The organism is Lysobacter concretionis Ko07 = DSM 16239 (assembly GCF_000768345.1).
In the GTDB taxonomy this organism is placed as follows: domain Bacteria; phylum Pseudomonadota; class Gammaproteobacteria; order Xanthomonadales; family Xanthomonadaceae; genus Novilysobacter; species Novilysobacter concretionis.
The window spans coordinates 394,443-407,748 of record NZ_AVPS01000003.1 but is presented as its reverse complement, the minus strand read 5'-3'; the positions used below and the strand labels follow the sequence as shown (position 1 = coordinate 407,748).

General features: G+C 68.5%; 12 protein-coding genes. 6 read left to right on the top strand and 6 right to left on the bottom strand.

Annotated elements, in window-relative coordinates; translation table 11 throughout:
• Window positions 1-3 precede the first annotated feature (3 nt).
• Entirely contained in the window at window positions 4-1,731 is a 1,728-nt protein-coding gene (locus N792_RS04355) for a cytochrome c biogenesis protein DipZ (protein ID WP_036192801.1), read from the top strand.
• On the opposite strand, the gene N792_RS04350 is transcribed toward N792_RS04355, so the two are convergent.
• Window positions 1,718-2,020, bottom strand: coding sequence for a GIY-YIG nuclease family protein (locus N792_RS04350; RefSeq protein WP_036192800.1), 303 nt, complete (start codon window positions 2,018-2,020; stop codon window positions 1,718-1,720). The genes N792_RS04355 and N792_RS04350 overlap by 14 nt on opposite strands.
• A 111-nt stretch (window positions 2,021-2,131) precedes the next feature.
• Between N792_RS04350 and N792_RS04345 the strand changes: the two genes are divergently transcribed.
• Together N792_RS04345 and N792_RS13395 are read left to right on the top strand one after the other, a co-directional pair.
• Window positions 2,132-3,226 (top strand): COG3904 family protein, encoded by a 1,095-nt coding sequence (locus N792_RS04345; RefSeq protein ID WP_052103431.1) that lies wholly within the window; start codon window positions 2,132-2,134, stop codon window positions 3,224-3,226.
• A gap of 149 nt (window positions 3,227-3,375) precedes the next feature.
• Window positions 3,376-4,059: a BON domain-containing protein gene (locus tag N792_RS13395; protein WP_198025568.1), complete on the top strand. Its 684-nt coding sequence runs from the start codon at window positions 3,376-3,378 to the stop codon at window positions 4,057-4,059.
• Window positions 4,060-4,241: 182 nt separating this feature from the next.
• Here the strand turns inward: N792_RS13395 and N792_RS04335 are convergent, their stop codons facing one another.
• Window positions 4,242-4,469, bottom strand: coding sequence for an RNA-binding S4 domain-containing protein (locus N792_RS04335; protein ID WP_036192799.1), 228 nt, complete (start codon window positions 4,467-4,469; stop codon window positions 4,242-4,244).
• A 196-nt stretch (window positions 4,470-4,665) separates the two neighbouring features.
• On the opposite strand from N792_RS04335, the gene dbpA reads away from it, so the two are divergent.
• Window positions 4,666-6,060, top strand: a complete 1,395-nt coding sequence (gene dbpA, locus N792_RS04330; protein WP_036192798.1) for an ATP-dependent RNA helicase DbpA — start codon at window positions 4,666-4,668, stop codon at window positions 6,058-6,060.
• Between the two features lie 341 nt (window positions 6,061-6,401).
• Entirely contained in the window at window positions 6,402-8,975 is a 2,574-nt protein-coding gene (locus N792_RS04325; RefSeq protein WP_036192797.1) for a glucose/quinate/shikimate family membrane-bound PQQ-dependent dehydrogenase, read from the top strand.
• A 74-nt stretch (window positions 8,976-9,049) separates the two neighbouring features.
• Here the strand turns inward: N792_RS04325 and N792_RS04320 are convergent, their stop codons facing one another.
• Together N792_RS04320 and N792_RS04315 are read right to left on the bottom strand one after the other, a co-directional pair.
• Complete coding sequence (locus N792_RS04320; protein ID WP_036192796.1) at window positions 9,050-9,445, bottom strand: DoxX family protein; 396 nt, start codon at window positions 9,443-9,445, stop codon at window positions 9,050-9,052.
• Window positions 9,446-9,533: 88 nt separating this feature from the next.
• Window positions 9,534-10,484 (bottom strand): DMT family transporter, encoded by a 951-nt coding sequence (locus N792_RS04315; protein WP_191150501.1) that lies wholly within the window; start codon window positions 10,482-10,484, stop codon window positions 9,534-9,536.
• Between the two features lie 270 nt (window positions 10,485-10,754).
• Here N792_RS04315 and N792_RS04310 point away from each other — a divergent pair, with 270 nt between their 5' ends.
• Window positions 10,755-11,621 carry a DMT family transporter gene (locus N792_RS04310; protein WP_036192795.1) on the top strand — a complete coding sequence of 289 codons (867 nt, stop codon included), beginning with the start codon at window positions 10,755-10,757 and terminating at the stop codon, window positions 11,619-11,621.
• Between the two features lie 7 nt (window positions 11,622-11,628).
• Here the strand turns inward: N792_RS04310 and N792_RS04305 are convergent, their stop codons facing one another.
• Window positions 11,629-12,510, bottom strand: a complete 882-nt coding sequence (locus N792_RS04305; RefSeq protein WP_084105378.1) for a DUF72 domain-containing protein — start codon at window positions 12,508-12,510, stop codon at window positions 11,629-11,631.
• 286 nt (window positions 12,511-12,796) lie between these two features.
• Complete coding sequence (locus N792_RS04300) at window positions 12,797-13,303, bottom strand: VOC family protein (RefSeq protein ID WP_052103429.1); 507 nt, start codon at window positions 13,301-13,303, stop codon at window positions 12,797-12,799.
• Window positions 13,304-13,306: the final 3 nt, after the last annotated feature.

Sequence of the window (13,306 nt, the reverse complement as noted above, 5' to 3'; positions counted from 1 at the left end):
TTCATGATCCTGCTGATTCTCGCCTACCTGGGCGGTGTGCTCACCATCGCAAGCCCGTGCATCCTGCCGGTGCTGCCGTTCGTGTTTTCCCGTGCCGACCGGCCGTTCCGGCGCAACGGGTTGCCGATGCTGATCGGGATGGGGGCGACGTTCGCGCTGGTCGCCAGCCTGGCCGCGGTCGGCGGTGCGTGGGCGGTGCATGCCAACCAGTGGGGCCGGTTCGCGGCGATGGTGGTGTTGGCGCTGCTGGGGTTGACGCTGTTGTGGCCGCGCCTGGCCGGCTGGCTCAGCCGGCCGTTGGTGGCCCTGGGCGGGAGACTGTCGCAACGCGCCGAGACCGGCGGCGATTCGGTCTGGGCGGCGGCCGGGCTGGGCGTGGCAACCGGGTTGTTGTGGGCGCCGTGCGCGGGCCCGATCCTCGGGCTGCTGCTCACCGCGGCGGCTTTGAACGGTGCGAGCGTGGCGACCACGTTGCTGATGCTCGTGTACGCCGCCGGTGCGGCGACCTCGCTGGCGCTGGCGTTGCTGGTCGGCGGGCGGGTGTTCGCCGCGATGAAGCGCTCGCTCGGCGCCGGCGAATGGATCCGGCGGGCGCTGGGCGTGCTGGTGCTGGCGGGTGTCGCCGCCATCGCACTGGGTTGGGACACCGGCGTGCTGACGCGGGTGTCGCTGGCCAGCACCGGGCCGGTGGAGCAGCGGCTGCTGGACCGCCTGTTTCCGGCTCCGGTTCCCGCCTCCACGCAGGCAACCGTCCCCGGTGAGCCCTTGCCGGTCGAAGGCGGGATGCCGTCACTGGCCGGGGCGACCGGGTGGCTGAACAGCCCACCGCTGACCACCGCGTCGTTGCGCGGCAAGGTCGTGCTGGTCGATTTCTGGACGTACTCCTGCATCAACTGCCTGCGTGCGCTGCCCTACGTGCGTGCCTGGCAGGCGAAATACGCCGACCACGGGCTGGTCGTGATCGGCGTGCACGCGCCGGAGTTCGCGTTCGAGAAGGACGTCGGCAATGTCGGGAAGGCGGTGCGCGAGCTGGACATCCGGTATCCGGTTGCGATCGACAACGACTATGCAATCTGGCGCGCCTTCCGCAACCAGTACTGGCCCGCGCATTACTTCATCGATGCGCAGGGCAGGATCCGCCACCACCATTTCGGCGAGGGCGACTACGCGCGCAGCGAGGCGGTGATCCGCGAGCTCCTGGTGGAGGCGGGCCAGACCGGCCTGCCGGCCGGCGAGGTCGAGCCGGCGGCCCGCGGGGCGATGGCGCCGGGCTCCGACGACCGCCGGCAGTCGCCGGAAACCTACCTCGGCTACGAGCGCATGGCGGGCTTCGCCGGTGGCCGGCGGGTGTTCGATGACGTGTGGACTTACCAGGCTCCGCGCCGGCTGCCACCAGGCCAGTGGGCGCTGGACGGCCGCTGGACGCTGCGGCCGCAGTTCGCCGCCTCGGCCAACGCCGGGGCGCGCATCGTGTACCGGTTCCGCGGCCGCGACCTGCACCTGGTGCTGGGGCCGGCCATCGATGGCAAGCCCGTGCGATTCCGTATCCGGCTCGATGGCCATGCGCCCGGCGTGGACCACGGCATCGACGTGGATGCCGACGGCCATGGCGTGGTGACCGGGTACCGGTTGTACCAGCTCGTGCGACAGCAGGGCGGCAGTGGTGAGCGGGAGTTCGAGATCGAGTTCCTCGATCCCGGTGTGCAGGCGTATGCGTTCACGTTTGGCTGAGGGCGCGGGCGATGTCCATCCCCGATAACAACGCCGATCCGTTTGCATCCGCGCACAACGCCCGCTTGCGTGCCGGGGACAGCTGCTTGATCGCGTACTCGGCGCGGCTGGCGGTACTGCGGTCGGGGCACGGGAACCACGCCAGCAACCGCGAGGGCGGGTGCGAACGGGTGTAGCGCGCGCCCTTGCCCGCCACGTGCTCGGCATAGCGCCGCTCGACATCGGTGGCGATGCCGGTGTAAAGGCTGCCGTCGCGGCACTCCAGCAGATAGACGTACCAGCAAGGCATCGCGGCAGTGTAGCGGCCCGCCGATCGGTGAAGAATATTCATCCGCCGTTGAGCCGTTGCGTCCGCTTGGCCCCTAGACTGTCGATTGTCCCCAGGACCCCGGCTGCACACATGTCCCCACCTTGGCGTATCGCCGCCATCTGCCTGGCGCTGTTGCTCGCGGCTTGCACTCCGCAGCCCGCGGATGTTGCCGCAACGGGCACCCGGACCCATGCCGACGCGCAGGTCGAGACGTCCAGCGGCGCGGTATCGGACGCGGATGCCGCTGCCGTCGTCGAGCCGGAACTGCCCCGCGTGACCAGCGAGCGTGCGGAGACGGACTGGCAGCCGATGGGGCTGGATTCCGGCAAGGCCTGGATCAGTTGCGATCATGATTATGCCGAGGGTGAAGGCGTCGCCCTGTCCGCACTGGGCTATTCGGAGATGCACGCCGCCCTGCTGCCATGCCGTGAGGGGGGGCTGCTGCGGCTGCGTTACGAGGGCAAGATTTCCGCCGGGTTCACCGCCTTGATCGAGCGGGTGGCGGAACTGGCCGACACGCTGGGCATCCACAAGCGCATCCTCGACATCGACTCCACCGGTGGCCAGATCGAGGAGGCGATCCGCGCCGGCGACAAGATCGGCGAGTCGGGCTGGACCCTCTGGGTCCGCGAGGGCGCGGTCTGCCACAGCTCCTGCGTGCTGGTGCTGGCGGCCGGCGACATGCGCATGATCGCCGGCAAGGTCGGCATCCACCGCATGATCCGCATCAGCTCCAAGGCCACCTCACGCGCCGAACTGCAGCAGGAGCTGCAGGCCGTCCACGCCGACGTGCGCGAGTACCTGCAACGCAACGGCGTCGCGTTCGCCATCGCCGACCTGATGATGACCGTGCCCAACCGCAGCCTGCGCCTGCTGACACCCGAGGAGATGGACCTGTACGGGCTGGACGGGCAGAACGCGGCGGAGGACGACCTGCAGCGGATCGAGCTGACCCGCAAGTGCGGGGCGGCGTTCGTGCAGCGCAAGGACGCGTTCTTCCGCGCCTTCGACCGCGAGTGCCAGAAGCCGGGGGAAGATCTCGGCGTGATGGGCGACTGCGGGCTGGAGCTGCGACAACGCTTCGGCTTCCCCGACCCGGAGTGTCCCGCGCAAAGCCCGTTGTCGGAGTTCGACTCGGCCCTGCTGATGCTGCGTGGCGCGGGTGGCGAACGCCCGACGTCCTGACTGAGTCGAGCGGCCAAGGGATGCCGCGGTGATGGTGCGCCGGTGTCGGATCACATCGTGACCACGCTGCACGCACACCGCGTTAATGCGCGGCGGCGCAGTCTTCCGGGATTGATACGGTCGCGTGTCTAACGGAAGGAGGCTTCGTCGTGAGAGACAAGATGGGTGACAAGGGCGTTGGAAACGATCTCCGGGCGATGGCCCAGGATGTAGTGGACCTGGGCGCGCAGTACATCCGCATCGGACGCCAGTGGCTGGATGCGCAGCGCGACGAGGTGACCCGCGGTTATCGACAGGCCCGTTATCGCGACGCGCCACCCCCACCGCCGCCCGGCGGGCCGGCCCATCGCGGAACGCCAGCGCCGGAGCCGGCGGTGTGGCACGGCGGTTATGGCGCCGGCATGGAGAGCTATCTGGACGAGAGCCTCATGCCCGGCTACGTGAATCCGGCCGACACCCAGTCGGCGTATCCGCCGCCGTCGCAGGGCTCCACGTCGGACTATCTGCCCCGTGGCTATTCCACCGGCGGGCGCAGCAGCTACAGCGGTGTTGGCCCGAAGAACTACGTGCGTTCCGACGAGCGCATCACCGAGGACCTGTGCGAACGGCTGACCCATGACGACCACGTCGACCCGAGCGATATCGAGGTCAACGTGTCCGGAGGCGTGGTGGTCCTGGGCGGCACCGTGCGCAACCGCTGGATGAAGCACCGGGTCGAGGACCTGGCCGCGGAATGCAACGGCGTGCGCAACGTGGAGAACAACATCCAGGTGCTGCCGCCGACGCCGCCCGCAGCGGGTGCCGACAGCGCGGGCAGTATTGCTGATGGATGACGGAAGCGGTCTCCAGCGGACTGCCAGCGGCCGCGTTGGCCGTTGTGACAATCAGGAAAGCCCGGACCGATGGATCCGGGCTTTTTCATGGCCGCTCTTTTTGCGGGGATCGTGCCGCGGGATGCCGCTCAGCTGATCGCGCATCCCGTGGAACTGGGTGTCGGCGACCACATCGCCGCGGATCAGCCGCCGGCAACCACTTGGATCACCACCTCATCGAGGGTGACCGTCTGGCCTGCGCGGATCTTGCAGGTCTTGCGCAGTTCGGTCGTTCCGTCCACCGCCACTGCGCCGCTGGCCACAATGAGCTTGCCGACACCGCCGCTGTCGCAGAGGCCGACGAGCTTCAGCAACTGGTTGAGTTCGACATGCTCGTGGGGCGGGTCGAGTTCGAAAACGAGTGATTGCATCGGCGGGCTGGCGAAAGTGGGGCGGTCAGGGTCGCAGCCGGCCCAGTCGCGCGCAAGACAAGCATGCCACCGACATGCCGGGCGGAAGTGCGGTCAGCGGGATTCGGCCGGAGAACCCCGGCCGGCTAGATCGACCAAGGCAGCCAACGACCAGCCAGCCAAGTCAGCGCGCCCGCCGAACCTGCGATCATGGCGCATGACCCAGACCGCCCCCGACCTTTCCTTCGCGTCATTGCCGTTGCCGCCCGCCTTGTTGCAGGGCGTCGATGCGCTTGGCTATCAGCAACTCACGCCGGTCCAGGCGCAGGCCTTGCCGGCGATCCTTGACGGTCGCGACGTGATCGCCCAGGCGCCCACCGGCAGCGGCAAGACCGCCGCGTTCGGACTGGGCCTGTTGAGCCGGATCGAGCCGGCGCGCATCCAGACCCAGGCGCTGGTGCTGTGCCCGACCCGGGAACTGGCCGATCAGGTCGGCCGGCAGTTACGCAAGCTCGCGCTCGGCATCCCGAACCTCAAGGTGTCGGTGTTGTGCGGCGGCATGGCGCTGGGGCCACAGCTCGCCTCGCTGGAAACCCACGACCCGCAGGTCGTGGTCGGCACCCCGGGGCGGCTGCAGGAACTGCTGCGCAGGAAGGCCTTGCACCTGCGCGGTGTGCGCACCCTGGTGCTGGACGAGGCCGACCGCATGCTCGACATGGGCTTCGAGGAGCCGATCAGGGAGATCGTCGGCAAGACCCCGAAGGAGCGCCAGAGCCTGCTGTTCTCGGCCACCTTCCCCGATGCCATCCGCACGCTGGCCAATGCGATGCTGCGCGACCCGCTGGAGGTCACGGTGGGCGCGGCGGAAAGCCAGGCGCCGATCCAGCAGTTTTTCTACGAGGTCGAGCCGGCCCGCAAGACGCCGTTGCTGGCCGCGCTGCTGCTCGAGTTCCGCCCCGAGTCCTGCGTGGTGTTCTGCAACATGCGTCGCGACACCGAGGAGGTGGTGACCTCGCTGGAGCATTACGGCTTCACCGCGCTGGCCCTGCACGGCGACATGGAGCAGCGCGACCGCGATGAGATCCTGCTGCGTTTCGCCAACCGCAGCTGCAGCGTGCTGGTCGCCAGCGACGTCGCCGCGCGCGGGCTCGATGTCGACGACCTCGCGGCGGTCGTGAACTACGAACTGCCAACCGATGCCGACACCTACGTGCACCGCATCGGCCGGACCGGGCGTGCGGGCAAGACCGGCCTGGCGCTGAGCCTGTGCGCGCCGCGCGAAGTGGCGCGTGCCAAGGCCATCGAGGAACACACGGGCATCCAGCTGGAGTGGCGACGCGCCACCCCGCTGGCCGGCAAGGCAGCCGGCGTGAAGCCCGCGGCGATGGTCACCCTGCGCATCGACGCCGGCCGCACCGACAAGTTGCGCCCCGGCGACATCGTCGGCGCCTTGACCGGCGACGCCGGCCTGCCGGTGGCGGCGATCGGCAAGATCGACGTATTCGCCACCCGCTCCTACGTCGCCATCGCCCGCGACAAGGCCGCAGCGGCATTGACCCGCCTGCGCGAAGGCAAGATCAAAGGCCGCCGGTTTCGCATCAACCGGATCTGAGGCACGCCGATTCAGCAGGGTTGGCGAGCAGCCCAAGCTGTCGACACCCGCTCGCCACCTTGGCCGGTGTTCGCACGGAGCGACTCCGTCGCAGAGGGTGGCCGCGCCGCTGACGATCACTACCTGCTGGGTGATTGGGGCGGCGCGCGTGGCCACCTCGCCGATACCGGTACCACCGTCGACATCGGATACAACCGTGGGCTGGCGCGCAACTTCAGCGGCGAGCGGCAGATCACGCGCCGAGCGCTTGTATACATTTTGCAGACGTCCGCTGCGGAAAGGTCGCAAGATCATTGCCGCAGGAAGTCACCGTGCCAGATACCAGGTCGTATCGCGCCCCCATGATCACCGGCGCCGTGTTCATGTTGATCGGGCTGGCCCTCGCGGCGGGCGGTGGATGGCTGGTACTGCTCGGGGGATCCTGGTACTACCTGCTCGCCGGCCTGGTCTTCGCTCTGGTGGGGGTGCTCCTGTGCATGGGCCGCCGGGTGGCGCTGATCCTCTATGCCTTGTTGATGCTGGCCACGCTGGTGTGGGCGTTGTGGGAATCGGGACTGGACTGGTGGCCACTGGCCAGCCGGCTTGGGGTGCCTTTCCTGCTGGGTGTCTGGCTGTTGCTGCCCCGGGTCCGCCGCGGGCTGGATCAGGGCCACTCCCGGCTCGCCGGACCTGGCGGGCAAGCGGCTCCGCGCAGTTCCTGGATACCCCTGGCGGCCGTTGTCATCGCGACCTTGTTGCTGTCGGTTGCCTCGTGGTGGAACGATCCGCATCGCATCGATGGCAATGCACCCGGTCCGCGACCCGCTGCCGGCGCCCTCGCCGAAGTCGTGCCGGCCGGCGAATGGCATGCCTACGGACGGACCCAGCAGGGCCAGCGCTACTCACCACTGGTCCAGCTCACCCCGGCCAATGTCGCCGACCTTGAGGTCGCCTGGACGTACCGGACCGGCGATTTTCGGGGCCAGCCCGGCGATCCGGTGGAAACGACCTTCGAGGTCACGCCGCTGAAGGTCGGCAATCGCCTGTTTCTTTGTACGCCGCACCAGTCCGTCATTGCCCTGGACGCCACCACCGGCGCGGAGGTATGGCGGCTGGATCCGAAGATCCAGGGCGAGCTTGCACTGCAACACCTGACCTGCAGGGGGCTGTCGTACGACTACGGCTCCGCTGACACCGGAAATGGCGTGGGTAACGCGGCCGGTGGTGCGCTCGCGGCCAATGCTGGCACTTCACCTGGGCCGGGCCCGCAAACCGGTGCCGACAATGATTCCGCCAACCCGCTGGCTCGGCAAATCCCGCCGCGGGACAAATCCGACGCGGGCCCGACGTCGCAGCGCACCTCCTCCGGCGCGCCCGTCGCCGTCACCGATCTGCCGATCGCCGACAGCTGCAGCGCACAACTGTTCATGCCGACCGCGGACGGGCGCCTGATCTCGATCAATCCCGAAAATGGCAGGATCTGCCCGGACTTCGGCAACGGCGACGGCCAGATCGACCTGTGGCACAACATGCCGAACGTCAATCCTGGTTCCTATTACTCCACCTCGCCGGTGGTGGTGACCGACTCGCTGGTCATCGTCGGCGGCACGGTGCTGGACAATGTGAGCGTCAACGAAGCGTCGGGCGTGATCCGCGCGTTCGATGTCGATACCGGCGAGCTGGTGTGGAACTGGGATTCGGGCAACCCCGACGACACCGCGCCGCTGGGCCCCGGTGAGACCTATACGCCTTCCTCGCCGAACAGCTGGGCCATCTCCAGCGTCGACGAGGCGTTGGGGCTGGTGTACGTGCCGCTCGGCAACCAGCCGCCCGACCAATGGGGCGGCGATCGCAGCGAGTCGGTCGAGCGTTTCTCCTCCAGCGTCGTCGCGCTCGATCTCGCTACCGGACAGGTGCGCTGGGTGTTCCAGACCGTGCACCACGACCTGTGGGACTACGACGTACCCGCCCAGCCGACGCTGATCGACCTCACCGTGGATGGCCGCACCGTCCCGGCGCTGGTGCAACCAACCAAACAGGGAGAACTGTTCGTGCTCGACCGCCGCACGGGCGAGCCGTTGTTGCCGGTCACCGAGACGCCCGCGCCGCAAGGTGCTGCGGAAGGCGACTGGACGGCGCCGACGCAACCGGTGTCGGCGCTGTCATTCAACCCGCCACCACTGACCGGCGCCGACATGTGGGGCGCGACCCTGTTCGACCAGCTCGCCTGCCGGATCGCGCTGCGCAAGCTGCGTTACGAGGGTCGCTACACCCCGCCTTCCGAGCAGGGATCGTTGATCTATCCGGGCAACTTCGGCGTCTTCAACTGGGGTGGCATTGCGGTGGATCCGGTGCGCCAGATCGCGTTCACCATGCCGACCTACCTGGCGTTCACTTCCACCCTGGTTCCGCGCGAAGACGACCAGACACTGTATGTGCAGTCCGGCGGCGCGCCTCCACACGGCGCGCTGCCCAGCCTGAACGAGAACTTCGGCGCACCGTTCGCGGTCGAGATGGGGCCATTCCTGTCACCCATCGGCCTGCCCTGCCAGCAGCCGCCATGGGGCTACGTGGCCGCCGCGGACCTCACCACGGGCGAAGTCATCTGGCAACACCGCAACGGCACCGTACGTGACCTCTCGCCGCTGCCGCTTCCTTTCCGCATGGGCGTGCCCGGCATCGGCGGTCCGATCATGACCGCTGGCGGCGTGGCATTCCTGTCCGGCAGCCTGGATGACTACGTGCGCGGTTACGACGTCACCACCGGCAGGCAGTTGTGGCAGCAGCGCCTGCCCGCCGGCGGACAGGCTACGCCGATGACTTACACCGGGACCGATGGACGCCAGTACCTGGTGGTGGTCGCCGGTGGGCACGGCTCGCTGGGAACCACGCCGGGTGATTACGTGATCGCCTACGCATTGCCGTCAGCCCAGTGAGGGCCAGTAACCTCGGTCCTGCCTGCCTGCGGAGACCGACACCACGCTGCTGAATCCCGATGCGTCGTTCGCGTTCAACGGCCGTTGACGCTGAAGCGGCCCGGGCCGAGGAGCGCCAATGCGACCGCGACGGTGAAGAACATGCCCTGCAGTTCCAGCGCCCAGCCGCCCTGGCCGTTGAGGCTGCCCAGTTGGCCCATGTGCATCAGCACCACGGCGACCAGCATGTTGATGGCGATCAGCAGTCCGCCGATGCGGGCGTGGAAGCCCAGCAGGACCATCAGCGGGGCGATGATCTCGCCGATCAGCACGGCGTAGCCGAGGAATCCCGGAAGCCCCTGTGCTTCCACCAGACCGACGATGCCGGCCAGGCCGCCATTGAGCTTGGCCAGTCCGTGCAGCAGGATCAGGATGCCCAGTGCGAGGCGCAGGATGAGCTTGGCGAAGTCTTGCTGGAGGGCGGGGTTCATCGGGCGATCCTCATCAGACGGTGCTGGTTGGGCGAAGGCCACGAGGATAGTCCGACTCCGGCGGGTTCGCGATCCCTCCGCTCCCCGGTTACTCGACCACGCTTTTCGCTTCCGCCGTCGCCAGCATTTCCGGGTGCTCGCTGCGCCGTGGTTTGCCGAGCAGCGGATAGACGAACACCGCGATCAGGATGATCGCCACGCCGGTGTAGAACTGCAGGCTCAGCTCGTGTTGCTCGCCCAGCAGCACGATGGCCAGGCCGATCGCGTAGACCGGCTCCAGGTTGACGGCCAGTTGCGCCGCGAACGCGCTCATGTGGCGCAGGGCGACCAGCGACAGGGCGAACGGCAGCAGCGTGCAGGCCAGCGCCAGCGCCAGCAGCAGCCAGGCGTCGCGCGCGCCGGGCAATACCAGCAGGTCGGTGCTGCCGAATATCGGCAATACCCACGGCATCAGCGGGGCCAGCGCCGTCAATGCCAGGGTGCCGGCACCCAGTTCGATCGCGGTCACCGTCAACGGGTCGGCGTGGTCGACCAGGCGCTTGTTGAGCGAGCCGAACAGCGCCACCAGCAACGCCGATACCGCACCGACCACAATGCCGATCCGCATCCCGTCGGGCACGCCGCCGACGACCAGCGCGACGCCGGGCATGACGGCCACGCCGAGCATGAAGTCGCGGCGGGAAAACCGGCTGCGCGCGAGCCAGGGTTCCACCAGTGCGGTGAACACAGTCGCCAGGGCGATGCAGGTGGCGCCGATGGAAGCGTTGGAGAGCTTGATCGCGGCGTAGAACGTCAGCCAGTGCAGGGCGACCAGCACGCCGATCCCGGCGTAGGCCCACAGCAGCCGCGCCGGCATCGCGCGCAGACCGCGCCAGACCCGCGGCACCAGCGCCAGCGCGGCAACCACCAGCAGCATCCGCCACCACACCAGCGGCAGCGCGGGCAAGGTGATCATCTTGCCGAGGATGGCGGTGAAGCCCCACAGCACGACGCAGAAATGAATCTGCAGGAAGGCCTTGCTGGTCTGGGGCATGGACATCGCGACAGTGTGCAGAATCCGGCGGGTAAAAGACGAGTACCTGTTTCGTCCTTTCGCGGGCATCCATTGGCAGGCAGGCGTGTGGGTCGATCGTGGCCGGGCCTCTGGCACTTGCGCGGGCAAGTCGCTCGCGGACAATGATGGGCCGTGACGAGCCGAGCTTCTTCCGTGTCCTCCCCGCATAGCTGCACCGAACCCTGCGCCGGCCCCGATGCCGGCCCCAATGCCGGTTTCGCCGCTGCCGTCTCCGCTACCGATGAGGCCATCCCGATGGTTGCCCGCACCCGCGACTGGGTGACGCCGTTGGAGATCACCGCGCTGGGTGCGGTGTGGGGCGTGTCCTTCATGTTCCAGCGGGTGGCCTCGCCGGAGTTCGGCGCGGTGGCGCTGGCCGAGTTGCGGCTGTTGTTCGGGGCGCTCGTGCTGCTGCCGTTCCTGTGGCAGGCGCGGGCGGTCTTCACCGCCGGCAGGTGGCCGATGCTGGTGCTGCTGGGGCTGGTCAATTCCGCGGTGCCGTTCGCACTGTTCGCCTGGGCGACCCAGCAGGCGCCGGCCGGCATCAGCGCGATCACCAATGCGATGGCGGTGCTGTTCACCGCGCTGGTGGGATTCCTGTTCTACGGCGAGAAGGTCGGGCTCGGCCGGGCCGGGGCGTTGCTGGCGGGTTTTGCCGGGGTGGTGGTGCTGGCCAGCGGCAAGACCGCCGGGGCGAACATCGGCTGGGCGGTGGTGGCTGGGTGTTCGGCGGCGTTCCTGTACGGCGTCGGGGTGCATCTTCTGCGCCGGCATCTGTCCGGCCTGCCGCAGGCGGCGGTCGCGGCGGCGACGCTGGGAACATCGGCGTTGCTGATGCTGCCGTTTGCGCTCGCTCAATGGCCGCAGCAGCCGGTGTCAGGCAAGTCCTGGGCCTCCGCGGTGGTCCTGGGCGTGCTGTGCACCGGGATCTCGTATGCGATGTATTACCGCCTGGTGCAACGCGTCGGCCCCGCGCGTGCGGTGGTGACGACCTACCTGGTGCCATTGTTCGCGGTCGGCTGGGCGTGGTGGCTGCTGGACGAGCCGTTGACGCTGTCGATGGGCATCGCCGGGGTCCTGATCCTGGGCAGCGTGGCGGCCAGCCAGCGGCTCGGGAAGTAGCCGCGGGTCAGCGGCGTAGACGTTCTATCAGCGCCATCGCCGCGGCCGGATTGCGTTCCTTGGCGGCACTGATGAAGTAGACGAACACGTCGCGCGACGGCCTGGTGTGGGGTTTCGCCGGCTCCACTGGCGGGACGATCCGCGGCAGGTCGTCGGGTTCGCCGCCGTCGGCCCAGCATCGAGCGCGGGCGGCCCAGCGCTCGAGGTCGGCCGGGGCGTAGCCGGTGGCGATGTCGCTCTGTGATCGCATCAGCCGCGCGTAGACGAAATCGCCGGTGACATCGGCAAACGACGGGTACCGGGTCGAGTCGGTGAACACCGTCGCCATCGCGTGCCGGCGGATGAGGGCGAGGGCGTCGGCATCCATGAAATCGGGGTCGCGCACATCCAGCACATGGCGCAGGGCGTGGCCGTCCACCGTGGCCGGCAGCAGGTCGAGGAAGGCGGCGAAGTCGTCACGGTCCAACGTGATGCCGGCATCGAACTGCCAGACGATCGGCCCGAGCCGGTCGCCCAGCGCGGTGATGCCGCCGAGGAAGTCATCGACCTGTCCGCCGGTCCGGGCGAGCACGCGCGACTGCATGATCCGGCGCGGCGCCTTGGCCGAGAACAGGAAGCCCGCCGGCGTCTCCGCCGCCCAGCGCGCATAGATGTCCGGCTTCTGGGTGCCGTAGTAGGTGCCGTTGATCTCGATGGTGCTGAGCCGGCGGCTGGCGTATTCCAGTTCGCGGCGCTGGACCAGACCGTCGGGATAGAAGTTCTTGCGCCACGGCACGTAGGTCCAGCCGCCGATACCGACGCGGATGCCGTCCACGGCGGCGACGCCATTGGTGGTGGTTTCGTCTGCGGGGGTGTCGGAACTGTCGGAGAACAGGTCGTTGGGGGTCATCGGGGGCTGGCAGTTGAGAAAGCGGAGAGCGGCTCGGGACAGGACGCGTGGTGGGAGGCGGGGACCGGGGGCGATTGCTGCACCCCTCGGTCAGGGCGTCCTGCCCTGGCTCGGGGACGCAGACCCGCTCCGCGGTCCGGCCCGGCGCAGCGCGCCGGGCGTTCACGCGACCCGCGCGGCAATGCCGCGCAAACGGGTCATGCTCACCCAGGGTCTGCTTTCCGCAATACCCCCGGTCCCCGGCTCCCACGCGGAGTTCCGAATTTTCTGGACCGAAGGTCAAGGGCTAGGTGGTCGATGTAGATGTGGGTGTGGATGTGGATGCGAGCGCCTGGCCGTCCGTATCGCGCCAGGGATCGTAACTGCCGAACCACCACAGGTGGCCTTCGATGTCCCGGCAGGCGTAGCCACGGCCGCCGTAATTCTGGTCGCTGATGCCGATGACGATCTCGGCACCGGCCGCCGTGGCGATGGCCTGGTGTGCATCAGGGTCACGGACGATGACGCAGCAGACCTGGGTCTCGCTGCCACCGATTTCGTCGGGCTGCACGATCAGTTGGCCCCATTGGCGCTGGCTCTCGATCGGCCGGTCATCGATGGCGCGGCTGTCGGCCGAGCTCAGCATCACCATGCCGCCATCGAACACCAGCTGCGCGTGATGGACGACGCGTTCGTCGGCGTGCACCACCCGGCGCTGGAAGCCGAACGCCTCGCACAACCAGTCGATGGCCACGTGGGCGTTGCGATACCGCAGGCAGGGGATGATCGCGCTGTTGCCTCGCTCGCTGCTCATCGG

What these genes read in the sequence shown, in the direction of transcription:
- N792_RS04315 (WP_191150501.1), bottom strand. Translation starts at nt 10,484, where the DNA reads ATGTCCATGCCCCAGACCAGCAAGGCCTTCCTGCAGATTCATTTCTGC.
- dbpA (WP_036192798.1), top strand. Translation starts at nt 4,666, where the DNA reads ATGACCCAGACCGCCCCCGACCTTTCCTTCGCGTCATTGCCGTTGCCG.
- N792_RS04325 (WP_036192797.1), top strand. Translation starts at nt 6,402, where the DNA reads ATGATCACCGGCGCCGTGTTCATGTTGATCGGGCTGGCCCTCGCGGCG.
- N792_RS04350 (WP_036192800.1), bottom strand. Translation starts at nt 2,020, where the DNA reads ATGCCTTGCTGGTACGTCTATCTGCTGGAGTGCCGCGACGGCAGCCTT.
- N792_RS04310 (WP_036192795.1), top strand. Translation starts at nt 10,755, where the DNA reads ATGGTTGCCCGCACCCGCGACTGGGTGACGCCGTTGGAGATCACCGCG.
- N792_RS04300 (WP_052103429.1), bottom strand. Translation starts at nt 13,303, where the DNA reads ATGAGCAGCGAGCGAGGCAACAGCGCGATCATCCCCTGCCTGCGGTAT.
- N792_RS04355 (WP_036192801.1), top strand. Translation starts at nt 4, where the DNA reads ATGATCCTGCTGATTCTCGCCTACCTGGGCGGTGTGCTCACCATCGCA.
- N792_RS04320 (WP_036192796.1), bottom strand. Translation starts at nt 9,445, where the DNA reads ATGAACCCCGCCCTCCAGCAAGACTTCGCCAAGCTCATCCTGCGCCTC.
- N792_RS04345 (WP_052103431.1), top strand. Translation starts at nt 2,132, where the DNA reads ATGTCCCCACCTTGGCGTATCGCCGCCATCTGCCTGGCGCTGTTGCTC.
- N792_RS04305 (WP_084105378.1), bottom strand. Translation starts at nt 12,510, where the DNA reads ATGACCCCCAACGACCTGTTCTCCGACAGTTCCGACACCCCCGCAGAC.
- N792_RS04335 (WP_036192799.1), bottom strand. Translation starts at nt 4,469, where the DNA reads ATGCAATCACTCGTTTTCGAACTCGACCCGCCCCACGAGCATGTCGAA.